This window comes from Streptomyces sp. PT12, assembly GCF_003311645.1.
In the GTDB taxonomy this organism is placed as follows: Bacteria; Actinomycetota; Actinomycetes; order Streptomycetales; family Streptomycetaceae; genus Streptomyces.
Window position 1 is genome coordinate 69,151 of record NZ_QEST01000163.1, and the last position, 22,575, is coordinate 91,725.

A 22,575-nucleotide genomic window follows, 5' to 3' on the forward strand; every position below is an offset into this window, starting at 1 on the left:
CAGAGTCGTTGACCATTCAGAGTCGTTGACCATGAGGAAGGCCAGCACATGCGACGACCAGCCTTCTCCCGACGAGCATTCGCCGGCGGCGCGGCCGCGGCGGCCCTCGCGCCCGCCGGCCTGACGGCCGCACAGGCGCGGGCGGCGACCCATGACCGGGCCGACCGACCGGCGGCCAGGGGCGAGGTCCGTCGTTTCATCCTCTACGCCGAGCAGCTGCCCGACGGGCAGATGGGCTACGGCTTCGAGCCGGGCGAGGCCACCATCCCGGGGCCCCTGCTGGAGATGTACGAGGGCGACACGCTCCAGATCGACCTCGTCAACAACCTGGACGTCGACGTCAGCCTGCATGTCCACGGCGTCGACTACGCGATCGACAGCGACGGCACACGCCTCACCAACAGCGTGGTGGCGCCAGGCGAGAGCCGCCTCTACACCTGGAACTCCCACGAGCCGGGCACCCGCGATGACGGCACCCTGATACCGGGAAGCGCGGGCTACTGGAACTACCACGACCACGTGGTGGGCACCGACCACGGCACCGGCGGGCTCCAACGCGGCCTGTACGGCGGCCTGATCGTCCGCCGCAGGGGCGACATCCTGCCGGACAAGCAGTTCACGGTCGTCTTCAACGACATGACGACCAACAACCTTCAGCGGGGACCCAACTTCGAGGCGAAGATCGGTGACCGCGCCGAGTTCATCGTGATCACGCACGGCGAGTTCTACCACACGTTCCATCTGCACGGTCACCGCTGGGCGGACAACCGCACCGGCTTCCTCGCCGACGCCAACGACCCCACCCGCGTCATCGACAACAAGATCTGCGGCCCGGGCGACTCGTTCGGCTTCCAGGTCTACGCGGGCGAGCACGTGGGCCCTGGCCACTGGATGTACCACTGCCACGTCCAGAGCCACTCCGACCACGGCATGGTCGGCATCTTCACCGTCAGCAACGAGGACGGCTCCATCCCCGGGCCGCCCCCCGACCACCACTGAGGCACCACAGGGCCGGTCGGGGACGAGGACGCCGACGTCCCGACCGGTCGGCCCCCGCCGTCGAGCGTCGCACGGCCGTCAGCGCCCGGCGCGATCACGCCGTCGCGCGGCACCCGTCAGAGCTGGGCGGCGTGGTCGAGCAGCGGGCGCCCCCACCGCTCGTTCAGCGCGCGTTCGAGCACCGCGCCCACCCGGTACAGGCGGTCGTCGGCCATCGGCGGCGCGAAGATCTGCATCCCCACCGGCAGGCCGTCCTCGGGCGCCAGCCCGCACGGCAGCGACATCACGGCGTTCCCCGCGAGGTTCGCCGGGATGGTGCACAGGTCCGCCAGATACATCGCCACCGGGTCGTCCACCCGCTCGCCCAGGGGGAACGCCGTGGTCGGCGTCGTCGGCGACACCAGCACGTCCACCCGCGCGAACGCGGCGTCGAAGTCCCGCGCGATCAGCGTCCGCACCTTCTGCGCCGAGCCGTAGTACGCGTCGTAGTACCCGGAGGACAGCGCATAGGTGCCCAGCATGATGCGGCGCTTGACCTCCGCGCCGAACCCCGCCTGCCGCGTCAGCGCCATCACCTCGTCCGCCGAGCGCACCCCGTCGTCGCCCACCCGCAGCCCGTACCGCATGGCGTCGAAGCGCGCCAGGTTCGACGACGCCTCGCTCGGCGCGATCAGGTAGTACGCCGCGAGCGCGTCGTCGAACGACGGGCATGACACCTCGACCACCTCGGCGCCCAGCGCGGTCAGCAGCTCGACGGCCTCGCCGAACCGCCGCTCCACGCCCGCCTGATACCCCTCGCCCGCCGCAAGCTCCTTGACCACCCCGACGCGCACCCCGCGGATCTCCTCGGCCCCCGCCGCCTCCACCACGGGCGGCACGGGGGCGTCGATCGACGTGGAGTCGAGCGGGTCGTGCCCCGCGATCGCCTCGTGCAGCAGCGCCGCGTCGAGCACCGTGCGGGCACAGGGACCGCCCTGGTCGAGCGACGACGAGTAGGCCACCAGGCCGTAGCGCGACACCGCGCCATACGTCGGCTTCACCCCCACCGTGCCGGTCAGCGCCGCGGGCAGCCTGATCGAGCCACCCGTGTCGGTGCCGATCGCCAGCGGCGCCTGGAACGCGGCGAGCGCGGCCGCCGATCCGCCGCCCGAGCCGCCCGGGATCCTCGACAGGTCCCAGGGGTTGCCCGTGGGGCCGTACGCGCTGTTCTCGGTGGACGAGCCCATGGCGAACTCGTCCATGTTTGTCTTGCCGAGGATCACCACCCCGGCCTCCCGCAGGCGCCGCGTCAGCGTCGCGTCATACGGCGGGACCCACCCTTGAAGCACCCGGGAGCCGCACGTCGTGGGCATGTCCCGGGTCGCGAAGACGTCCTTGAGCGCCAGCGGAACGCCCGCGAGCGGCCCGAGCCGTCCACCGGCCGCCCGGCGCGCGTCCACGGCGCGCGCCTGGGCGAGCGCGCCCTCCGCGTCCACGTGCAGGAACGCGCGCACCTTCTCGTCCACGGCCTCGATCCGCGCCAGATGGGCCCGCGCCACCTCGACGGCACCGATGTCCCCGGCCCGGACGGCGGCGGCGATCCGCGCCGCGCTCCACCGGACGATCTCGGCTGCGTTCCCGTTCATGACGCTCTCGGCCACCCCTCTGGTCGCACCGGCCCCGGCCGGTGCGACACATCCTAAGGGTGCTTGCGCATGCGGGCTCGCGCTCGCGGGCTCGCGCGGCGCGAAGACGCGGTGGCCGACGCGCTCGCCGACGGACGGCGTCGGCGTCGGATCAGGGGTGAGGGGGCGTCCGTTTCCCGGAATTCCCCCTGACCTGCGGGAGCGCCCGAACGTCCCTTGACGCCCCCCTGCCCGCGGCCTACGGTCCCCTCACTTCCACCCTCCACCACCAGGGAAGTGACGCATGCGCAGAAGTCCCCGAACGCTCGCCGTGCTCGCCACGGCGGGCGCCCTCTCCATGCTGGCGGCGGGCCCGGCGTCCGCCGAGGTCGAGCCCGGCGGGTGGATCTCCACCTCGCCGGGGTTCAACGTCCAGGAGCGCGGCTGCGGCCAGGTCGACGGGCTGACGTTCCGCCTCACGTGCTCCACCGCGAGCGGCGACCAGCGGGCCGAGCGCCGCTACGACACCTACACGGGCGGCAGCCGCCAGTTCGAGGGCTCGTTCCGCGTCGACAGCATGAGCGGCACGCGGATCAGCCTCAAGCAGACGTTCCACGAGTCGGGTTCGGGGCCGTACTTCATGCTGGCCGTCGAGCGCGGCGGCAGGCTCTACGCGGTGCACGGCGGCCAGACGCTGTCGAACGCGGGCACGGTCGGCGCCACCGTGCGCGTCAACACCGTGCACGACGTGGGCAGCGAGCACCGCACCTATATCAACGGCTCCCGTGTCCACACCTACGCGAGCCCGGGCGGCAGCTTCTACGACAAGTTCGGCGCCTACCGCACAAACAGCGGCGCGGGCCCCGCCACGGTCACCTGGAGCGGCGTCCAGTTCTGGCGGAGGTGAGCGCCGCGCCGCGCCGGGCCCTCCCGCTCGCGCTCCTGATGCTCGCGCTCGCCCTGCTGGCGGCGGCCTGCTCGGGGCCGCCACCCGCGGGGGAGCGCGGCCTCAGGCTGACGGCCACCCTCACTACGCCCACCGATGTCGACCTCAGCTGGGAGGGCGGGGCCGAAGGGGCGGGCTGGGTCCTGGAGTTCGCCACGGACGAGGGCGGCCCCTTCACGCCGCTGACGTACCTCCCGCCCGAGGTGACCACCTACCGCCACCCGGACCTGATGCCCGAGACGCCGTTCCACTACCGGCTGGTGACCGTCCGTGGACCGGCCTCCGAGCCGGTCGATGTGGCGTTGCCCGATGGCGAGTTGACCGAGGAGGACGAGAACGCCGACCACACGTGGCTCGAGCCCGTCACCCGGGAGGCCGCCACGGTCCCCGGCGCGCCCCTGGCCACCCCCGACGCCGCCCGCCCCACCGACCTGGCGGCGCGGATCAAGCACGCCAACGGCATCCACTTCACCTGGACCGACCGCGCGGCGGACGAGGAGGGCTTCCTCCTCGAGTCCCGCGTCGAGGGCGGCGACCCGTTCTACGCCCCGATCGCCCTGATCGCCCCCGACGTCAACTCCTATGGCCTGATCACCCTCCCCGAGGAGAAGACGGCCTCCTACCGCATCCGGGCGTTCACCCATGGCCCACCGTCGAACACGGCGCGGGTCACCACCGGCGGCGGCTGAGCGAGCGGCGGCCAGCGGCTGGACGCCCGCCCACTCGCCCGTGGGTGCCCTCCTGGAGTATCCCGTGGGAGCCTCGATCCCAGCGGCGGCAATCGCGTCCGATCGGATCGACCGGACGGGAACCCGTGAACCGCTCGCCTTCAGTCGACGATGGCCCCCGAACTCCTCAGCGCCGCTCTCAGGAGCTCCGGGTCGAGTTCATGCGCCGACGTTTGTTCCCGCACGGCCAGGGCGGCGGCTGTGCCCGCCGCCTGGCCGGTCGCCATGGACGGGCTCAGGACCCGCAGTGCCGCCAGCGCCTCGTGGCTGGCGCTGACGCAACGCCCGCTCGCGAGCAGGTTGTCCACCTCCCTGGCCACCAGCGAGCGGTAGGGAATGGTGTAGTAGTCCCCGTCGTCGAGGTGCTGCCATTGCGCGCTTCCGCTGTCCGGCTGATGGTTCTCGACCGAGCTGGCGTTGCAGGCGATCGCGTCGGGGAACTTCCGCCCGGTCAGCAGGTCGGTGACGCTCATCTCGTAGAGCCCGGAAATGCGCCGGGTCTCGCGGACGCCGATGTGGTTGGCGATCTGGGCAAGGAAGCAGTGCTCGTATCCGGGAACGCGCGCCCGTAGGAATGACTCCACGAACTCTTCGATCTGCTTCCTGCCCTCCAGTTCGGCCAAGGCGAGCAGTCTGTTGTCGGTGCCCTTGGCGACGTGGATCCTGGTGGCGATGAACGAACGCCATCCTGGCCGGTTGATCATGCCGTTGACCGACGGGTTGCGCCTCTGGTTCCGCGGGAACGCGCCGGACGCCTGCAACCTGTTCCACAGGTCCACCACCGCGTCGTCGGGCGGAGTCCGGCGTTCGTCGATTCCGGCCACCGAGAAGACCAGCGACATGGTCTGTGTGCGTCCGTCGCGTTGGCGGCCCATGGGCGTGGTGAGTCCGGCGAGGTGCGCCACCTGCGCGTCTCCCGTGGTGTCGACGAACATCTCCGCGCGGTATCTCAGCGCGCGCCCGTCCTTGTTGTAGAAGACAGCATCACTGATCCGCATGCCGGAACGGACCGCGGCGAGCAGTGGAGAATACGTGAGCAGGGAAACGCCCGCGGACTCCAGAAGGCGCCCCAGCACCAGCTGCAACTGTTCGGCGTCCACCGCGATCCAGTCATGACGCGCGAAGTCGCCGCTCACCGCCCCGCGGTGACGCAGCAGATCAAGGATCTCGGCGACGAGGCCGCGAACGACCACGCTGCTCGAGTTCCTGGCCCGCAGCCCGCTGATGGGCAGACCGGTGGTCGCGTTGCCGCCGACGAACGGAAGGGCTTCGGCCAGCAGCGTGCGAGCCCCCGTTCTGGCCGAGGCGACGGCCGCGCACACTCCACTCAGCCCGCCGCCGACGACGATGACCTGATACCTGCCGGCCTCTTCGACGGGAACGTCGACTGTGTGGCCGCTGTGCGGTGAGGTGGACACCTCTCCGGAATACTGTGTCATCTGCCCATGCCCAGGAACGAAGTGGTTTCCGAGAAGCGAACTCGCGTCAGCCTTTGATGGCGCCAGCGGTCATTCCGGCGATGAAGTAGCGCTGCAGGAACACATAGGCGAGCACCACGGGTGCCGAGGCGATGATCACGCCCGTGAACAGCAGTGGGTAGTCCGTGAGGTATTCGCCCTGGAAGTCCAGCAACGCGAGCGGCAGCGTCTTCTTGTCCGGATCCGTGATGAGCAGCAGGGGGTAGAGCACGTCATTCCAGTGGATGACGAACAGGAAGATGGAAGTCGCCGCCAGGGAAGGCTTTGACAGCGGCATGACGATCTGCCGATAGGTCCGCCACGGTCCCGAGCCGTCGAGGGAGGCCGCCTCGAAGATCTCGCGCGGCAGCGACCGCATGAATCCGGTCAGGATAAAGACCGCGATGGGCAGGGTGACGACGACGTGGATGAGCACGAGCCCGATGAGGCTGTCGGTCAGTCCGTGGGAGTTGAACAGCACATATTGCGGGACCATGTTCGTCTGCGCCGGCACGGCCATGCCCAGTATGAGGAACGCGTAGACCACGCCTATCAGCCACCCGGTGATCCGAGTGGCGGCATAGGCGGCCAGGCTGGCCAGGAAGAGCGTCAGGCCCACGGAGCACACGGTCACCAGCACGCTGTTGACGAACGCCGTCGTGAGATTCTGCTTGCCCAGGAGCTCCGCGTAGTTGTCGAGCCGCAGCGACGTGGGTGGCGCGTAGGGGGAGGAGAACAGCTCGGGTGTGGTCTTGAAGCTGCCGAACAGCACGACCGTGAGCGGTACGACCACGATCGCCGCGTAGGTGAACAGCAGGCTTCGGCGCATCAGTTGATAGCCCATTGCGTTTCCCTTCACGTCCCTGCCTGCAGGATCCGGACGGCGCGACGCTGCAGGAATGTCACCATCGCGATAACGATCATGAACAGGACCGACTCCGCCGCGGCGTAGCCGTATTCCGAGTTGGAGAAGGTGCTGAAGATTCGGGTGGACAGGATGTCCAGGGACGGCTTCGGCGGGTTGCCGCTGAGCCCCAGGATCAGATCGAACGCCTTGAAGGACTGGATCGTGGTGTACGCGACGACGATCGCCGTCGCCGGCGCGAGCAGGGGCCAGGTGACGAACCGGAACTGCTTCCAGCGGGACGCGCCGTCCACCTCCGCCGCCTCGTACAGCTCGCGAGGTATCACCTGGAGACCCGCGATGTAGATCACCATCATCTGGCCGGTGTGAAACCAGATCTGGGTGAGGGCGACGAAGTAGATCGCCTGCTGCGGGTCTCCCAGGTACGAGCTGCGCAGGCCCCCGAGCCCCACGGCGTCCAGGCCGCGGTTCGCGAGCCCGAAGCCGGGGTCGTAGACGAACCGCCAGACGAAGGCCACCGACACCGAGGACAGGATGGTGGGGAAGAAGAACAACGCCCGCAGGAAGACGGACGACCGTGACGTGGCCGCCAGATACACGGCGAACACCAGCGCGAACAGCGTCTGGAAGACGACCACGGTGAACATGAACGTGAGGTTATTGCCGAGGGCTCGGGAGAACATGTCGTCGTTGGTGGCCAGATCGGAGAAGTTCTCCATCCCGACGTTGCGGTAGGTGTCCTCATACCCGTTCCAGTCCGTGACCGCGTACTGGAACGCCTGAACCGTCGGGCTGGCGAAGAAGAGGACATACAGCACCAGTGCGGGAACCGGGAACAGCCACAGCGCCGGATGCGTCCGCCGTGACCCACGGGGCTTCTCGCGTCGAGCCGGTCGCGTCAGCCGGGGCAGCCGGGTCGGCCGCGGGGTGAACGGCGTCATCGCTGCTGCTCGATCAGATGCTGGGCCTGCTCGGCCGCCTGCTCGGGGTCGGCTCCGCCGAGCACCTCGGTGCTCGCGTTGTCCAGGACGCGCCGGATCTCCAGATCGCGTACCAGGACGTGCGGCGCGAGCAGGGTCTCGGCGGTGAGCCAGTGTGCCGTCGTCCGCAGATCGGGGTTGTCATAGGTGATTCCGGTGACGCAGCTGTGCTGCACCGTGCCGTCCGCGTAGGTCTTCGCCACGTCGGGCTCGGTGAGGAACTCCACCAACGCCAACGCCGTGTCGAGTTCCGCCGTGTCCGAGCGGACACCGACGACAAACGACTGGTTGTGCACCCCGACGTACCTCACCTCGTCCCTCGGGACCGTGATGGGGGCGATGAGGTCGATGGGGAACTCCGCACCGGCGTGGCGCACCGCGCCGATGTGGAACGACCCGGTGGCGAGCATCGCGGCGTCGCCCCGGGCGAACAACTGCTGGAGCGGCTCGACGGTGGCCCCCAGGGCCTGGGGCTGCACGTAGGGGCGCAGCTCCACGAACTGCTCCAGGGTGTGGACGAACCAGTCGTCGGTGGCCGCCGCCGTACCGTCCTCGATACGGGCGAACATGTCGGGCCAGGGCGCGTTGTTCATCACCATGGACTTCAACAGCTGCCCGGCGTTGGCTGGCTCGCCGCCGGGCCACGCGATCGGTACCACTCCCAGGCCGCGCAGCGCCTCGCACAGGCCGAGGAAGCCGTCCCAGTCCGCGGGCTGCTCCGAAACGCCCGCCCGCTCCAGCAGATCCATGTTGGCCAGGGGCATGTGGAAGATGTGCTGATACGGCAGGCCGAGACGGCGGCCGTCGCCGTCGGTGCTCAGGTCGAGCGCGGAGGTGTCCACGCGGGACAGGAAGGTCTGGTTGGAGAGGTCCGTGAACAGCCCGGCGCTCGTCATGTCCTGGAACTGCGCTCCCACGAACGCGGCGAACACGTCGCCGACGTTGCCGCTGCGGATCCGCTGCAACGCGGTCGTGAGGTAGGAGCCCGAGGAGAGGACGTCCTGGCGCACGGCGGCCCCCGGGTTGCGGTCCTCGAAGCGCCGGACGAGGTCGTCGAAGACCTCCTTGTCCTCGGCGCGCCAGTGCGCGAATGACAGTGAGCCGTCCACGGGGCCGGATCCCACGGGATCCGGGGCGGGGGCCTGCGAGGAGGAACTTCCGCCGGTCGTGCCGGGTGGCGCGCATCCGGCGATCGCCCCGGCGGTGAGTATGCCGGCGCTCATGAGGAAGGCGCGTCGGGTCTGCGGTGACCCGTCGGGTGCGGGCATGGCTAACTCCTGTGCTGTTCGGGTCAGTAGCCGTGGACACGTGGCCAGGAAAGTTCCACGCCCGCCGCGACGAGACGTTGCTGGAAGGCGTCGAGATGTCCGGGTTCGGCGCGGACCGCGCGCGGAGGCAACCGGCGTGCGGCGCAGTAGGAGACGAGATGTGCGGCGACCTCGCCGACGTTCCATTCCACGAGCGGCATGCGATACGCGCCATTGGTGATGTGGGTCGTTCCGATGTTCTTCGCCGCCGGCAGCAGGTTGTCGACGCGGACAGGGAGCAACGCGCCGAGCGGGATCTGGAACGGGCAGCAACCGATGTCGATGTACGGATCGCCGCCCGTGGAGGGGTGCAGGTCGATGCGGTAGGAGCCGACGCCGACGGTGTCGGGGAAGGCGACCGCGCCATGGTCGCCCCGCACGTCGAGGGCGATGTCCTGTTCGACGACGGTGCGTTCGGCCTTGATGCGTCGGGACTCGCGGACATAGGGCGCCTTGGCGAGGCCGTCCGTGGCGCCGCCCACGACATCCCCTCGCAGCCGGAGGCCGGGCCAGCCGGTTCCGCCGTCGGGGCGGGGTGCCGCCGTCTGCAACCAGTACAACAGGCTCAGGCTCAGCGCTTTGGCCCGGCGAAGGTGCTCCGCGGCCCGCTCCCGCCCCACCCCGATGATCGGTCCGCCCCAGTAGTCCATCTGCGGCCAGTTCACCAGCGTGATGTCGGAGTCGTAGGCGCCGGGTTCGAAGTTGTGCCGGTTGGCGACGCGTCGGAACAGCCACAGTTCTCGGTCGCCCTCGCGGGCGGCATCCGGTGGCGGGTTCGGGAGGAAGCCGCGTTCGACCGCCCTGCGGGTCTTCGGCTCGGGGGCAAGAAAGCTCAGCTGACCCTCCGGCCAGTCGGTCCACCGCTGGGCGAGGAAATCCTCGTACTCCTCCGGCTTGTCGATGGTGAAGTCCGCCCCGGCCATATGGTCCACGGCGAAACACACCGAGATCGGCTGCATGTTGAGGGGATCGGAACGCTCCGCGGCGTGCGGCTCCCCGGTGTCGGCACGTGCCTCCGAACCCATCACGTGCTCGACCCCGCACAGGGGAAGCAACTCGCCGGTGTCCGTGGCGTCGACGAACCAGTCCGCGGCCACGCTCACCTGCTCGCCGCCGCGTTCGTCCCTCAGTACGACCTCCGCCACGCGGTCACCGTCCGCGTGGGCGGCGGTGGGCCGGTGCTTCAACAGCACACGCAGCCGCCCCGACGAGACGAAGGGCGCCAGCATCGCCTCGATCACCGACACGCCGACGCGAGGCTCGAAGCACAGGGCGGAGACCCGTCCGTCTCCCGGGTTCAGATCCGGCCGCCGACGAGCCGAGTGGACGAGTGGGTAATGTCGCCGATAGTAGTCACGGACGTCATCCCGCAGCCGGCGATACGTCCGGGTACAGCCGAACCGCTCGATCCACGGGTGCTCGTCCGGCGGTACCGCCTGGCTGGTCAGTACGCCGCCGAGCCAGTCGGTCTGTTCGGTCACTATGACATTGATCCCAAGCTCGGCGGCGGTGAGGGCGGCGGCCACACCCCCGAGCCCTCCGCCGACGACCAGCAGGTCCGTACGCAGCGTTAGCATGGCCGCAACCGTAGCGACACCGACAAGGCGGACCAATGGCTGAGATGCGCGCTTCCATGTCTGAGTTTGATGCCGGTGCCGACGATCTATTCGGGGTCCTCGGGGCCCGTTTCGGCGAGATCACCTATCCCGCGGGCACCGCGACCACTCCGCAGGCCCTGCACGAGGTCCTGTTCGTCATCACTCACCGCGGGGCGATGCGGGCCGAGCTCGCGGATACGGCATTCCAGGCGGGGAAGGGCGAGGTCGCCCTCTTCCTCCCCGGAGATCTCAGCAAGCTGCGATTCGACGACGCCCAGCTGACGCGGCAGTCCTGGTTCGCTGGCAGGCTGCGGGGACTGACACCCGCCATGCGTGAGCGCCTGTGGAGCCTGCCACGGAGAAAGGCCGCGTCCTCCGCCGTCACCTACCTCGTCCGCGAGGCCCTGACCTGCGAGGTCACCCACCTCACCGCCGACGGCGCCCTGCTCGACGCGCTCGCCACCGCGATACTGCTGCGCTACATGGCCGAGGTGGAATCCGACCCGAAGCGATTTCCGCGGTCACTCGAACTGGCCCGCCTGCACATTCACGGGAATGTGGAGCAGCGGCTCACACTCGGCGATATCGCGCGGGCCGCCGGCGTCACGCCACCCCACCTCATTCGGCTGTTCCGCGCGCATCTTGGTACGACGCCCATGGAATATCTGTGGAGCAGGCGGATCACCCTGGGTATCGAGCTGCTGTCGTCCACCGATCTGTCGGTGGGCGCCGTCGCCGCGCACTGCGGCTTCAGCACCAGCTTTCACTTCTCCCGTCGCATCCGCGAAGCGACCGGGGTCAGTCCGACGCAGCTGCGTCAAGGGCTGACCACGACGGGCCCGATGCGAGAAGAGCCCGGGTGACGCCGCCGCGCTGACACGGCAGCCATACGGGAGGGCGGCCAGCCCGTTGCCGCCCTAAGGGCTGTCCCGCAATCCCCGTCGGGCGCACGACGCCAGCTACGGCACCTCGCTGCGTTGCCGAATTGCCCAAGTACGCCCAGTACGAGGACCATCCGGCGCCTTGCGATGCACCGCATCTGACGCCGTGCGCTGACCCGACGCGGATTACGGGACAGCCCTTAGCGCAACAGAGCGGCAAAGCTCCGCCCATACGCCCGCCCCGTCGCCGCCTCGACCCGCGTGCCACCGGGCACGTCCCGCACCGTCACCCCCGCGTCAACCTCCCCAGGCCGCAGCCGCCGTCCCCGAAGGACGACGGCCACACGGTCGCGTTCCGTCGTCGGGTCGGCCAGCGCCAGCGACACCGTGCCGTCGGCGGCCTCGCGCAGCAGGACGGACGCCGGGCCCTCGACGCTCAGGCGGCCCGCGCGGTGGGTGCCATGGGCGAACGCGTTGGCGGCGAGCAGCCGCAGGCCCGTGTGCTCGACGGCCTGGAGCCGCGTCGTGTTGGACAGGACGGCAAGCGGCCCCTCGGCGTAGGCGCTCAGCCGCCGTTCGCTCGCGCCGGGGACCAGCGCCCAGGCCATCGCGCGGGGGCGGTCGCCCGCTGGCTGCTCGAAGGTCACGGAGAAGACCCGACGGGTGACGGGGGTGTCGGGATTGGACGCGCGGAGGACACGCAGGCTGCGGGTGACCGTGTCGAGGGTGACGGCGGGCCGCCGTTCGCCGTCGAGGAAGACATAGCCGACCGCCGTCGCGCGGGTGGCATCCGCCCAGCGCAACCAGGCGAGGGGCGCGGCGCGTTCGCCGGTGCCCGGCCAGCGTTCGCCGTTCGCCAGCCGCCCGCTCAGCACGATCTCGTCGGCGGGCTCGGACACGCGGGCGTCGACCGTGGTCGTCACCGCGCGCCCGGCCGGGTCCCCCACCCCGGCGGCCATGACCACGATCTCGTCGTCGAGCATGAACCACGACTTGGTGGCCCGCGCGTTGCGGTGCACCCTCAAGTCCGAAGGCAGCAGGCCCTGTTGGGCGGCAGCGTACGCCGCGTCGTCCGACTGCACGAGCCCCGCCACGCCATAGGCGCCGAGGCGGGCGCCACCGGAGAACGGGTGGGTGCCGCGCGGGAAGTAGACATAGGTGTTCTGCGCCTCGGACGAGGATGTGAAGCCCGCCCCGGGGTTGTCGTACCAGAACCCCCCGTACAGCTCCGGCACCGTGCGCCGCTCCTCGACAGGGGCGGTCACCCCGGCCAGGCGCGTGGGGGAGACGGTCGCGTAGAACGCCGTGCCATGGCCCAACGTCTGGTCCTGGCCCGAGAGATAGAGGTGGTGCGCGCCCTCGCCCTGGAACCAGGGCCTTAGGTTCTCGCCGTTCATGTACTCGTACTTGCTGATCCTGGACGAGCTGCGGGCCAGCGCGAACGCGTAGCCGGGGCGCCGGTGGACCGTCTTGTCCATGGCGTTGAACGCCGCGTGCCGCGCGGGCGGGTTGAGGTCGGCGGCGGGGATCGACGCGTCGGCGAGGATGTCGGCGTAGCGGCCGACGCTGACGGGGGAGAGGAACGCGGCCGGGTCGAGGGGCGCGCGCGAGGTCTCCCGTAGGTGTTTCACATAGCCCTTGAGCGCGTCCGCTTCGGCGCCCGTCGCATGGGCGGAGAGGTCCACCACGGCCTCGACGACGCTCGCCACGGCCGCGTAGCCCGTCGTGGTCCGCGACACCGCCCGGCCCCTGACCAGCTCCATCATCCAGCCCTCGTGGATGAGCGGCGCGAACCCGTCGGCGAGCCAGCCGGTGACGGTGGCCACAAGTGCTTCGAGCCCGTCCTCGGGGCCATGGCCAGTGCCCTGGAGGATCTTGATCGTCTGAACGACGCGCGTCAGCAGGGACGTTCCGTAGGAGCCGGTGTAGGCGACGGACGCGTGCTGGATGAACGAGCCGTCGGCGTAGAAGCCGTCGGTGACGCCATGCCTGAGGTGGTAGGGGTCGACGGTGGCGTAGACGGTGAGGTGGTCGGCGACGGCCTTGGTGACGCGCGCCGCGTCGTCGAGGACGGCGCCCTGGAGAACGCGGTTGGTGGTGATGTCGGCGAGGTTGGCGCCGGTGTGGAAGCGCGAGTCCAGGTCGACGTCGCCGTCCTCGCCGTTGCGCAGATAGGCGTCCATGGTGGCGACCAACGCCGGTGCGAGATCGGGGCGTTGGGCGGCCAGCTCGTCGGCGAGCAGGACCAGGGCGCGGCTGAGGTGGGTGGAGATGCCGATCTCCCACGCGTGCCAGTTGCCGTAGTAGCCGGTCGACTGGTCGCCGTAGTGGGTGGCGTGGAGCCAGGCGAGGGCGTCGATGACGCGGCCCCGCACGGCCGCGTTGCCCGGCAGGTCCGAGGCCGGGCCGCCGGGGACGCGGGTGGCCAGGGCGATCTCGGCGAGGTACTGGAACGACGTGGTGAGGTGCGCCTCGTTCTCGCCCAGGGGAACGCCCCTGAACAGCTCGCCCGGGCCCGCCGCGTCGAGGGCGGCGAGCCGGTCGCGGGCGGTGGTGTCGATCGCGGCGAGCTTGGCCGCGGCCTCGGGGCGGGCGTTGGACTCGGGCGTTCCGGCGAGCAGGGCCACGGTGTTGGCGAGGATCCGCTCGTGGTCGGCGCCTCTCGGGGCGGCGTGGGCGGGGGAGTTGAGCGCCGCCGCCAAGAGGGGCGCGGCGGGGACGGCCGACAGCAGGGCACGGCGTGAGAGGCGCAACGAACGCTCCAGGGCTCGACGACCGGAAGGCGATGGCCGCATCCAACCAACCGCGCGCCACGGTGTCACCACCCATGCGGGAACGGGGCGTTGGCTCCCTCCCATGGCACCTGGCGCGCTATGACCCGGACCTGCTCCGGTGGTGGGTGGGGCCTCACCCTCCCCTACTCGGCCATCGACGTCCCGCTGCTGCTCGACGGCCCGGTCAACTCCGCGGGATCGCTCCAACTCTTCGCGCTCTGCCTGGTGTTCGCGGGCCTCGCGCTCAGCTACGACCTGCTGTTCGGGCGCACGGGACTGCTGTCGTTCGGCCATGCCCCGTGGATCGCTGGCGGCGCCCATGGCACCCAACTCGCCATGGAACGCCTCGACATGACGCTGCTGCCCGCCGCCGCGCTCACCCTGACCGCGGGCACGGCCGCCGCGTGCCTGCTCGGCGCGATCTCGCTGCTGCCGCTCGCGCTCGGCGGCATCGGCTTCGCCATGGTCACCCTCGCGTTCGCCCAGGCGGGCTCCATCTGGGTCGAGCGCAACCCCGGGGGCCTCACGGGCGGCGAGGAGGGCCTGTCGCTCGACGCGGACGCCGTCCCCTCGCTGTTCGTGGGCATCGGCAACACCGTGAACGTCTACTGGCTGGCCCTCGGCTATCTGGCCCTGGTCGCCGCGCTGGTGTGGGCGGCCACCGCGTCACCCGTCGGCAAGGTGTGGCAGGCGATCCGCGACAACGAGCAGCGCGTGTCCGTGCTCGGCCGCGACCCGTTCCTGCACAAGCTCGGCGCGTTCGTGCTGGCCTCCGCGCTCGCCCTGCTCGGCGGCGTTGTCCACCTGCTTGTCACATCGGGTGCCACGCCCGAGACCAGCACGGCCGAGTTCACGCTCTCCCTGCTGGTGATGGTCGTGCTCGGCGGCGCGGGGACGCGGTGGGGACCCGTCATCGGGGGCGCGCTGTTCATCTGGCTCGACCACAGGCTCACCGCGCTCGGCGTCTCCGACGCGGTCGCCGGGCTGCCCGAGCCGCTGGCCGCGCCGCTGTCCGAGCCGCTCGTGGTGCTCGGCGCCCTGTTCGTCATCGCCGTCTACGCCGCCCCCGGCGGCCTCGCGGCGCTCGGGCGCGGGAGGCGGCGATGAACGCCGTGGAGCGCGCCGTGCCGGTGCGGGGCGGGGACCTCGCGGTGACCCACTGGCCCGCGCGCGGCGCCGCCACCGCCGCCGCGCCCGTGATCGCCCTGCACGGCATCACGTCCAACGGCCGCTTCCTCGCCCCCCTGGCCCGCGCCCTGGCGGCCAGCGGTACCCCGGTCCACGCCCCCGACCTGCGCGGCCGGGGCGCCAGCCGCCAACTCCCCGGCCCCTACGGCCTGTCGGCCCATGTCGCCGACGTGCTCGCCCTGGTTGACGCGCTGGTTGACGCCCGGGGCCCCCGCCCGATCCTGCTGGGACACTCGATGGGCGCGTTCGTGGCGGCCCTGGCCGCCGCGACGCACCCGGGCCGCTTCGCCCGCCTGGTCCTGGTGGACGGCGGCCTCGGCTTCCCCGCCCCCGCGGGCCACGCCATCGACGCCCTGCTCGAAGCGGTCATCGGCCCGGCGATGCGGCGGCTTTCCCTGACGTTCCCCGACCGCGCGAGCTACCACGCCTACTTCCGCGAACACCCCGCGCTGGCCGACCACTTCGGTGACGACCTGCGCCACCACCTCGACCGCGACCTGATCGGCGAGCCGCCGACGATGCGCAGCGCGTGCGTGCTCGACGCCGTGCGCGCCGACGGCGCCGACGTCCTGTCCGACCCCGCCACCCTGGCCGCCATCCACCGGCTGCGCGACCCGGCCACCCTGCTCCTGGCCGAACGCGGCCTGCTGAACGAGCCCCGCGCCCTCTACGACCCGGGGCGCGTCGCCGCCGCGGGCCTCGACCCCGCCACGGTCGCCGTCCAAGGGGTGCCCGACACCAACCACGACACGATCCTGCTCGCCGACCACGCGGTGGCGGCGGTGGCCGCCGCCGTGACCAGGTAAAACGTTATACGAGGTTACGGAGTGACAACATCCGTAACAGAGGGGACACATTGCCGCCCTTGGGCTCGCACGCGCGCGGGAGAGACGGCAGGCTGCGTTCTCACCTTGCCGACAGGGGGCCTTCCATATGCGTCAACGCGCCATCGCGCCGGTCGTTTCCGTTCTGCTGCTCGTCTCGCTGACCGGCTGTGGCGGGGATGACTCCAACCCCTTCGGGGATCCCAGGTCACCCAGCTCCTCCACGGACCTGGCGGTGGGCGAGGTCTACACGTGGCAGGACGGCGTCATGGCGAGCGTCGACGGGCTCGAGGAGCGCACCGAGCGCGGCGAGCACGACTCCTACCCCGAGGGTCACACGGCGTTCACAGCCGAGGTCGTCTTCGACAACGAGAGCGAACAGGCCCTGAGCCTCTCGGACTTCGTTTTCGACGCGGTGTCGGCCGCCGATGGCGCCGAGGCGCTGGTGATCCATGTCGAGGGCGTGACAGACACCCTCCAGGGCTCGCTCGAACCGGGCGCGAGCGAGAAGGTCACCCTCAGCTGGAGCCTGGACACGGGCGAACGCGGCCGCGAGGTCACCGTTGTCGGCGTCCGCGCCTCGTCGGACGACACGACGGCGCACCCCCAGTGGACGGGAACGCTGCCCTGACGCCTTCCCGGCGTCCTCCCTGCGCGTTCCTGGCGCCTTCCTTGCGCGTTCCCCCGCGGGGGCGCCGGGGTGCGGGCCGTTGTCAGTGGGCTGTCCTAGCCTCGCCGCATGGACATCATTCTGATCCCGGGGCTCTGGCTCGACGGCTCGTCGTGGGGCGAGGTCGCGCCCGTTCTCCAGGAGGCCGGGCACCGCACCCACGCCCTCACGCTGCCCGGCATGGAGTCGAGGGACGCCGACCGCTCGGGCATCACGCTGCGCGACCACATCGACGCCGTCGTCGGGGTGATCGACTCCCTCGGCCCGGGCGGCGGCGGGGGCGGGATCGCGCTCGTGGGGCACTCGGGTGGCGGCGCGATCGCCTATGGCGCGGCCGACGCGCGCCCCGACCGGCTCGCCCGCGTGGTGTACGTCGACTGCGTGCCGCACGGCGACGGCGGCGTCATCAACGACGAGCTGCCCGCGGTGGGCGGCGAAGTGCCGCTGCCCGACTGGTCGTTGTTCGACCCCGAGGACCTGGTCGACCTGGACGGCGCGCTGCGCGCGGCGTTCCGCGAGCGCGCGATCCCCTCGCCCTGGCAGGTCGCGGCCGGTCGGCAGCGGCTGTCGGACGAGCGGCGCCTCGACGTGCCCGCCACGGTCATCGCGTGCGAGTTCACGGGCGCGGCGCTGCGGGAGTGGCTGGCGGGCGGCGTCCCCTTCGCGCGCGAGCTGGCGCGGATCCGCGATGTCGAGATCGTCGACCTGCCCACGGGGCACTGGCCGCAGTTCACCCGCCCCAAGGACCTGGCCGGGGCGATCCTGGCCGCGGTGGACCGGGCCTGACCGCCCGGGCCCGACCGCCCCGACTGCCCGCCCCGACGGCCCGACCCGGCCGCCTGACCCGGCCGCCCGACCCGGTGCGCGTCAGGGCGCCGCCGTCGCGGCGGCGGTCTCCCCGGCGCCCCGCGCCTGCCCGGACTCCCCCTCCCTGATCCGGCGGCGCAGCAGCACGGCGTAGAGCACGTCGAGGGCCAGGACGCACCCGCCCGTGGTCAGGACCAGGGCGCTGCCCACGTCGTCGAAGACCATCACGGTCACCGCGGCCGTGCCCACGGCCTTGCTGACGGCGATCGTCATCGACTGGCCCGCCGAGCTGCCCCGGCGCAGCAGCATGCCGATGAAGCACATCGACATCACCAGGTTGGAGAACAGCGCGGAGTACGCGTCCACCGGGTGGTCGGGGTCGCCCGCGAACTCCCGCGCGGTCAGGTACATCACGGCGAGCGAGCCCGCCAGCACGGCCACGCTCCACGGCACGAACCACCGCGCGTCGGCCAGCCGCGCGAACTCCTCGCGCCCATACCTGAAGTACGTCACCAGGATGACGACGTCGAAGCAGAACCACACGATGTTCACCACGACCTGGAGCGCCCACGGGCTGGGCTCGAGGAAGCCGAAGGTGAACTCCCAGGTGGCGTTCAGCGCCAGCGGCACGAACGGCATCCCATAGGTCCGGTCGGCGAACCCCCGCCTGATGATGCCGAGATAGGCGATGGTCCACGCGATCCCGCCCGCGGCGGACAGCACATCGGCCAGCACGAGAATCTCCCCTTCAGGCCAGCGCGGCGGCCGGCAGCGAGAACTGGAAGAGGAACAGCAGGCCGAGCTCGGCGAACCAGCAGAAGCGCTGCCCTTCGAGCAGCGCGGGGCGCCGCGCCACGAGCCACGCCATCACCGCGCCGCCCGCGCCGAGCAGCGCGGCGAGCGCCGAGAGCGGCGTCGCGAGGTCACCGCCGATCCACCGGGCGCCCGCGAACAGCACGGCCCAGGGCGCCAGATAGCCGGTCACGCCCAGGGCGATGATCCCGGAGCGCGGCAGCCGCATGGCGAGCGAGCTCCCGCCGTCCGCCGCGTCGCCCGAGACGTCCCTGAGGTCCTTGAGCGGGATGACCAGCAGGTGGTGCAGGAAGCAGACGAGCCCCACGAGCAGCACCACCTCCCGGCCCGCGCCCGGGGCGGCGTACAGGGCCGTGCAGCTGAGCACGGCGAGGATCCCGCACACGGTCGAGGCGACGAGGGTCAGCGGGCCCCGCAGCCAGTGCCGCCCCCAGCGGACGCCGGGCGCGGAGTAGAGGACCGAGAGCGCGAGGTGCGCGGCGAACGCGGCGAGCCCGAACGGCGTGGTGGCCAGGAGCGCGGCGCACAGCACCGCTCCTGCGAGGCAGCCGCCGACGACATACCAGCCGTGCCGGATCGGGACCCGGCCCGAGGGGAAGGGGCGCTCGGGGTGGTTGACGCGGTCGGCGGCGACGTCGGTGATGTCGTTGAGAACGCTGCAAAGACCCTGGGCGAACAGCCCGAACAGGCCGCAGCCCACGGCCTCTCGCGCCGTCATCGCGCCGCCGCCCGCCCGTCCGCCGAAGACATAGAGGGCGAGCGACTGGAGCACGATGACGACCGTGATCTCCCAGCGGCATGTGATCGTGGTGAGCGCGGTCGCCAGCGCGCGGACATCCGCGGGCGCCGTCGACCGCTCCTGGACGGCCATGCGCGCCCCTCAGGCGGTGGCCGACTTGGGCAGCACCAGCATCCCCGCCATGCCGAGGTCGTGATAGACCGCCCCCGGGTAGGCGTCGCGCGCCGCCCGCCACGCCGTGCGCGGGAACGCGTAGGCGTCGGTCGACGAGCGCAGCTTCCTGAACGCCTCCTCGTCCGACAGCTTGTACAGCGGCATGGAGCGCAGGACGCCGCGCAGCGGCGGCAGCTTCCCCAGCCTCAGATGAACGCCGCAGAGCCGGAAGAAGCTCGCGGCGACGACGCCGGGTGTGACGGTGCCGAGCGGGGCGCGCTCGCTGGTCTGCACCTCGACGGCGATGACGCGGCCGCCGGGCTCGGCGAGGTCGTGCAGCCGCCGCAGATACGCGGCCGGGTCGCCCATGTGGTCGGCGACGAAGCTGCTCACGACGGTCCCCGCGGGCCTGAGCCGGTCCGCCGCGCGCAGGAAGTCGTCCTGGACGACCGTGAGGCGCCCCTCGGGCCGGTCGGCGAGCAGCGGGGCGAGGCGCGCCCTGCACCGCTCGGCCGCGTCCGACAGCTCGACGACGGTGACGTCCCGCAGCGCGGGCCTGGCGCGCAGCACCTGCCGCATCCACAGCCCTGTCGCGCCCCCGACCTCCAGGATGCTCATGGCGTCCTTGGGCACGTAGTGCCGCATCAGGCCGCCGAGATAGCCCTCGTTGCCGCCGATCTCGTCGGCGAAGTACCCCTTCTCGTTCAGCGCGTTGTACGCGGTGGCGACGCGCTCCGCGTGCGCGTCCCTTCCATCCCGTGATCCCATGCGTGTCCCCCGTGGTGTGGTGAGGACGGACCCTAGCCGAGAAGGCTTAAGTGGCCTATGAAACAAGGGAGATGACCTCTCGGGGCGGAAATCGGGTGCCGCCGCGCGGCCGCGTTCACTACACTCGCGGCGAACCGCGCGCCCCCTTCAAGGCGGGGCGCGTTCCGACCAGTTGGGGGGAGCCAGACCATGCGTCACCGCATCGCGTCCGCCGCTCCCCGGTCACGGTACGAGGTGATCCTGGTGTCTCCGGGCGCCCGGCGCCGGCTGCGCGGCCGGTCCTGACGTCCGTGACGAACGCCTGAGCACGCCCGAAGGGGCCTTGAAGCAGGGCCGTTTCGTCCGGGAATCGCGCTGTCCACTCCCGAACACCCGAAAGGCCAAGGGCCGTGCGTACCGCCCCCACCCACCCCCTGAACGCCGTCCGCAACCTGGGCATCCTGGCCCATGTCGACGCGGGCAAGACCACCGTCACCGAGCGGATCCTGTATGCCACCGGCACCACCCACAAGCGCGGCGAGGTCCACGACGGCACGACCGTCACCGACTTCGACTCCCAGGAGCGCGACCGCGGCATCACCATCTTCGCCGCGGCCGTCAGCTGCGCGTGGGACGGCCACCGCGTCAACCTGATCGACACCCCCGGCCATGTCGACTTCTCCGACGAGGTCGAGCGCTCGCTGCGCGTGCTCGACGGCGCGATCGCGGTGTTCGACGGCGTCGCGGGCGTCGAGCCGCAGAGCGAGTCGGTGTGGCGGCGGGCCGATCGGCACGGCGTGCCGCGCATCGCGTTCGTCAACAAGCTCGACCGCGCGGGCGCCGACCTCGACGCCGCCGTGGCGTCGATCCGCGCGCGCCTGCACCCGGCCCCGCTGGTGGTCCAGGTGCCGATCGGCGCGGAGGCCGCGTTCACCGGCGTGGTCGACCTCGTCCGCATGCGGGCGCTGGTGTGGCCCGACGGCGGCGGCGCGTGCGTGGCGGGTCCGGTGCCCGAGGCGCTGAACGACGAGGTGCTGCGGCGGCGTCGGCTGCTCGACGAGGCGGTGGCGGAGCTGCACCAGGGCGCGTTCGAGGAGTTCTGCGCGAAGTCAGCGCTGTCCGCCGCGACGCTGTCCACCGCGCTGCGCGACCTGACCCGCACGGGCGATGGCGTCGTGGTGCTGTGCGGCTCGGCCTACCGCAACCGCGGCGTCGAGCCGCTGCTCGACGCCGTCGTCGCCTACCTGCCCTCGCCCCTCGACGTGCCCGCGGTGCGCGGCACCTGGGAAGGCGGCGTGTGGGAGCGGACAGCCGACCCCCAAGGGCCCTTTGCCGCACTGGCGTTCAAGGTCAACGCGACCGCCACGGGACGCCTCACATCGGTGCGTGTCTACTCAGGAACGATCAGGAAGGGTGACACCGTGCTCGACGCGGGCACGGGGCGCACCGAGCGCGTCGGCCGGATCCTGCGGGTGCGGGCCGACCGGCACGCGGAGGTGGAGGCTGCGGTGGCGGGTGACATCGTCGCGCTGGTCGGGCCCAAGGCGGCCCGCGCGGGGGCGACCCTGTGCGGCCCCGGGGACCCGCTGCTCCTCGAACCGCCCGCCGCCGCCGATCCCATGGTGTCCGTGGCGGTCGAGGAGCGCGGCGGCACCGAGGCGGGGCGGCTGGCGACCGCGCTGGCGCGACTGGTGGAGGAGGACCCCTCGCTGCTGGTCAGGACCGATTCCGAGACCGGGCAGACCGTGCTCTCGGGGATGGGAGAGCTGCATCTTGAGGTGGCGGTGGAGAAGATCCGCAGGGCCCAGGGGCTCGATGTCAACGTCGGGCGGCCGAGGGTGACATATCGCGAGACGGTCGCCCGCGGCGTGTCGGGGCTTGTCTACCGGCACGTCAAACAGGACGGCGGGGCAGGGCAGTTCGCCCATGTCGTCCTGGACGTCGAGCCGTTGGAGCCCGGGGCCGACGGCGGCGACGAGGGCTTCGCGTTCCGTTCCACGGTCGTGGGCGGGCGCGTGCCGCGCGAGTATGTGAAGGCCGTGGAGGCCGGATGCAGGGACGCGCTGGCCGAGGGCCCCCTCGGCGGCCACCCGGTGACCGGGCTGCGGGTCACACTGACCGACGGGGCGACGCATCCGCAGGACTCCTCGGAGATGGCGTTCCGCACGGCCGGGAGGTTCGCGCTGCGCGAGGCCCTGCGCGCCAGCGCCATGGTGCTGCTCGAACCGGTGGTCGAGGTCACGGTCACCGTGCCCGAGGACGCCGTGGGCGGCGTGCTCGGCGACCTCGTGGCCCGGCGAGGACGGGTCTCGGGCTCCGCCGCGCGGGCGGGCACGGCCCAGGTCACCGCGACCGTGCCGTTGGCCGAACTCTTCGGCTACGCCACCCGGTTGCGCAGCCGGACCCAGGGACGGGGAACGTTCACCACCCGCCCCACCGGCTACGCCCCGGCGCCCGCCTAGCTGGTGGGCGGGCGGGCCGCCCGGCCCCTTCTG

At 71.5% G+C, this 22,575-nt stretch carries 19 protein-coding genes; 9 read left to right on the plus strand and 10 right to left on the minus strand.

Features of this window, described 5'->3' with window-relative positions; translation table 11 throughout:
- The first annotated feature begins 48 nt into the window (after window positions 1–48).
- A complete protein-coding gene (locus DEH69_RS18735; protein WP_113688133.1) occupies window positions 49–999 on the plus strand; it encodes a multicopper oxidase domain-containing protein in 951 nt (316 codons plus the stop codon).
- 116 nt (window positions 1,000–1,115) lie between these two features.
- On the opposite strand, the gene gatA is transcribed toward DEH69_RS18735, so the two are convergent.
- The gene (gene gatA, locus DEH69_RS18740) at window positions 1,116–2,624 is read right to left on the minus strand and encodes an Asp-tRNA(Asn)/Glu-tRNA(Gln) amidotransferase subunit GatA (protein ID WP_113688160.1); all 1,509 of its coding nucleotides are present in this window, start codon (window positions 2,622–2,624) and stop codon (window positions 1,116–1,118) included.
- Between the two features lie 283 nt (window positions 2,625–2,907).
- On the opposite strand from gatA, the gene DEH69_RS18745 reads away from it, so the two are divergent.
- Both DEH69_RS18745 and DEH69_RS18750 read left to right on the plus strand, forming a co-directional pair.
- A complete protein-coding gene (locus DEH69_RS18745) occupies window positions 2,908–3,510 on the plus strand; it encodes a hypothetical protein (protein ID WP_220131292.1) in 603 nt (200 codons plus the stop codon).
- Complete coding sequence (locus DEH69_RS18750; protein WP_258534762.1) at window positions 3,507–4,238, plus strand: fibronectin type III domain-containing protein; 732 nt, start codon at window positions 3,507–3,509, stop codon at window positions 4,236–4,238. Before DEH69_RS18745 ends, DEH69_RS18750 begins: the two co-directional genes overlap by 4 nt.
- 140 nt (window positions 4,239–4,378) lie before the next feature.
- Here DEH69_RS18750 and DEH69_RS18755 read toward each other — a convergent pair whose 3' ends face one another.
- The 5 genes from DEH69_RS18755 to DEH69_RS18775 all read right to left on the minus strand — a co-directional run bounded on the left by DEH69_RS18755 (window position 4,379) and on the right by DEH69_RS18775 (window position 10,463).
- Window positions 4,379–5,716, minus strand: coding sequence for an FAD-dependent oxidoreductase (locus tag DEH69_RS18755; protein WP_113688134.1), 1,338 nt, complete (start codon window positions 5,714–5,716; stop codon window positions 4,379–4,381).
- Between the two features lie 46 nt (window positions 5,717–5,762).
- Window positions 5,763–6,578, minus strand: coding sequence for a carbohydrate ABC transporter permease (locus DEH69_RS18760; protein WP_113688135.1), 816 nt, complete (start codon window positions 6,576–6,578; stop codon window positions 5,763–5,765).
- An 11-nt stretch (window positions 6,579–6,589) separates the two neighbouring features.
- On the minus strand, window positions 6,590–7,540 hold the full coding sequence (locus tag DEH69_RS18765) for a carbohydrate ABC transporter permease (RefSeq protein ID WP_113688136.1): 951 nt from the start codon (window positions 7,538–7,540) through the stop codon (window positions 6,590–6,592).
- Window positions 7,537–8,688, minus strand: a complete 1,152-nt coding sequence (locus DEH69_RS18770; protein ID WP_220131293.1) for an ABC transporter substrate-binding protein — start codon at window positions 8,686–8,688, stop codon at window positions 7,537–7,539. The genes DEH69_RS18765 and DEH69_RS18770 overlap by 4 nt, the downstream gene beginning before the upstream one ends.
- A gap of 182 nt (window positions 8,689–8,870) precedes the next feature.
- Entirely contained in the window at window positions 8,871–10,463 is a 1,593-nt protein-coding gene (locus DEH69_RS18775; RefSeq protein WP_181727493.1) for an FAD-dependent oxidoreductase, read from the minus strand.
- 35 nt (window positions 10,464–10,498) lie between these two features.
- Between DEH69_RS18775 and DEH69_RS18780 the strand changes: the two genes are divergently transcribed.
- A complete protein-coding gene (locus DEH69_RS18780; RefSeq protein ID WP_113688138.1) occupies window positions 10,499–11,347 on the plus strand; it encodes an AraC family transcriptional regulator in 849 nt (282 codons plus the stop codon).
- 218 nt (window positions 11,348–11,565) lie between these two features.
- On the opposite strand, the gene DEH69_RS18785 is transcribed toward DEH69_RS18780, so the two are convergent.
- Window positions 11,566–14,118, minus strand: a complete 2,553-nt coding sequence (locus tag DEH69_RS18785; protein ID WP_113688139.1) for a polysaccharide lyase family 8 super-sandwich domain-containing protein — start codon at window positions 14,116–14,118, stop codon at window positions 11,566–11,568.
- 120 nt (window positions 14,119–14,238) lie between these two features.
- On the opposite strand from DEH69_RS18785, the gene DEH69_RS18790 reads away from it, so the two are divergent.
- The 4 genes from DEH69_RS18790 to DEH69_RS18805 all read left to right on the plus strand — a co-directional run bounded on the left by DEH69_RS18790 (window position 14,239) and on the right by DEH69_RS18805 (window position 17,607).
- Window positions 14,239–15,246 (plus strand): branched-chain amino acid ABC transporter permease, encoded by a 1,008-nt coding sequence (locus DEH69_RS18790; RefSeq protein ID WP_113688140.1) that lies wholly within the window; start codon window positions 14,239–14,241, stop codon window positions 15,244–15,246.
- Complete coding sequence (locus DEH69_RS18795; RefSeq protein WP_113688141.1) at window positions 15,243–16,133, plus strand: alpha/beta fold hydrolase; 891 nt, start codon at window positions 15,243–15,245, stop codon at window positions 16,131–16,133. Before DEH69_RS18790 ends, DEH69_RS18795 begins: the two co-directional genes overlap by 4 nt.
- A gap of 127 nt (window positions 16,134–16,260) precedes the next feature.
- Window positions 16,261–16,782, plus strand: coding sequence for a hypothetical protein (locus DEH69_RS18800; protein ID WP_113688142.1), 522 nt, complete (start codon window positions 16,261–16,263; stop codon window positions 16,780–16,782).
- Between the two features lie 108 nt (window positions 16,783–16,890).
- Window positions 16,891–17,607 (plus strand): alpha/beta fold hydrolase, encoded by a 717-nt coding sequence (locus tag DEH69_RS18805; RefSeq protein WP_113688143.1) that lies wholly within the window; start codon window positions 16,891–16,893, stop codon window positions 17,605–17,607.
- An 81-nt stretch (window positions 17,608–17,688) separates the two neighbouring features.
- Here the strand turns inward: DEH69_RS18805 and DEH69_RS18810 are convergent, their stop codons facing one another.
- From DEH69_RS18810 to DEH69_RS18820, 3 genes are read right to left on the minus strand one after another with little or no spacing between them, the layout of a single operon-like run.
- Complete coding sequence (locus DEH69_RS18810) at window positions 17,689–18,363, minus strand: hypothetical protein (RefSeq protein WP_113688144.1); 675 nt, start codon at window positions 18,361–18,363, stop codon at window positions 17,689–17,691.
- A gap of 13 nt (window positions 18,364–18,376) precedes the next feature.
- Window positions 18,377–19,312, minus strand: coding sequence for a UbiA family prenyltransferase (locus tag DEH69_RS18815; RefSeq protein ID WP_113688145.1), 936 nt, complete (start codon window positions 19,310–19,312; stop codon window positions 18,377–18,379).
- Window positions 19,313–19,321: 9 nt separating this feature from the next.
- Window positions 19,322–20,101 carry a bifunctional 2-polyprenyl-6-hydroxyphenol methylase/3-demethylubiquinol 3-O-methyltransferase UbiG gene (locus DEH69_RS18820; protein ID WP_113688146.1) on the minus strand — a complete coding sequence of 260 codons (780 nt, stop codon included), beginning with the start codon at window positions 20,099–20,101 and terminating at the stop codon, window positions 19,322–19,324.
- A gap of 389 nt (window positions 20,102–20,490) precedes the next feature.
- Here DEH69_RS18820 and fusA point away from each other — a divergent pair, with 389 nt between their 5' ends.
- Entirely contained in the window at window positions 20,491–22,542 is a 2,052-nt protein-coding gene (gene fusA, locus DEH69_RS18825) for an elongation factor G (protein WP_113688147.1), read from the plus strand.
- The last annotated feature ends 33 nt before the right edge of the window (window positions 22,543–22,575 follow it).

Bases quoted from the DNA above. Each gene is read 5' to 3' on its own strand.
- DEH69_RS18735 (WP_113688133.1), top strand. From the start codon at position 49: ATGCGACGACCAGCCTTCTCCCGACGAGCATTCGCCGGCGGCGCGGCC.
- gatA (WP_113688160.1), bottom strand. From the start codon at position 2,624: ATGAACGGGAACGCAGCCGAGATCGTCCGGTGGAGCGCGGCGCGGATC.
- DEH69_RS18745 (WP_220131292.1), top strand. From the start codon at position 2,908: ATGCGCAGAAGTCCCCGAACGCTCGCCGTGCTCGCCACGGCGGGCGCC.
- DEH69_RS18755 (WP_113688134.1), bottom strand. From the start codon at position 5,716: ATGACACAGTATTCCGGAGAGGTGTCCACCTCACCGCACAGCGGCCAC.
- DEH69_RS18760 (WP_113688135.1), bottom strand. From the start codon at position 6,578: ATGGGCTATCAACTGATGCGCCGAAGCCTGCTGTTCACCTACGCGGCG.
- DEH69_RS18765 (WP_113688136.1), bottom strand. From the start codon at position 7,540: ATGACGCCGTTCACCCCGCGGCCGACCCGGCTGCCCCGGCTGACGCGA.
- DEH69_RS18775 (WP_181727493.1), bottom strand. From the start codon at position 10,463: ATGCTAACGCTGCGTACGGACCTGCTGGTCGTCGGCGGAGGGCTCGGG.
- DEH69_RS18780 (WP_113688138.1), top strand. From the start codon at position 10,499: ATGGCTGAGATGCGCGCTTCCATGTCTGAGTTTGATGCCGGTGCCGAC.
- DEH69_RS18790 (WP_113688140.1), top strand. From the start codon at position 14,239: ATGACCCGGACCTGCTCCGGTGGTGGGTGGGGCCTCACCCTCCCCTAC.
- DEH69_RS18795 (WP_113688141.1), top strand. From the start codon at position 15,243: ATGAACGCCGTGGAGCGCGCCGTGCCGGTGCGGGGCGGGGACCTCGCG.
- DEH69_RS18800 (WP_113688142.1), top strand. From the start codon at position 16,261: ATGCGTCAACGCGCCATCGCGCCGGTCGTTTCCGTTCTGCTGCTCGTC.
- DEH69_RS18805 (WP_113688143.1), top strand. From the start codon at position 16,891: ATGGACATCATTCTGATCCCGGGGCTCTGGCTCGACGGCTCGTCGTGG.
- DEH69_RS18815 (WP_113688145.1), bottom strand. From the start codon at position 19,312: ATGGCCGTCCAGGAGCGGTCGACGGCGCCCGCGGATGTCCGCGCGCTG.
- DEH69_RS18820 (WP_113688146.1), bottom strand. From the start codon at position 20,101: ATGGGATCACGGGATGGAAGGGACGCGCACGCGGAGCGCGTCGCCACC.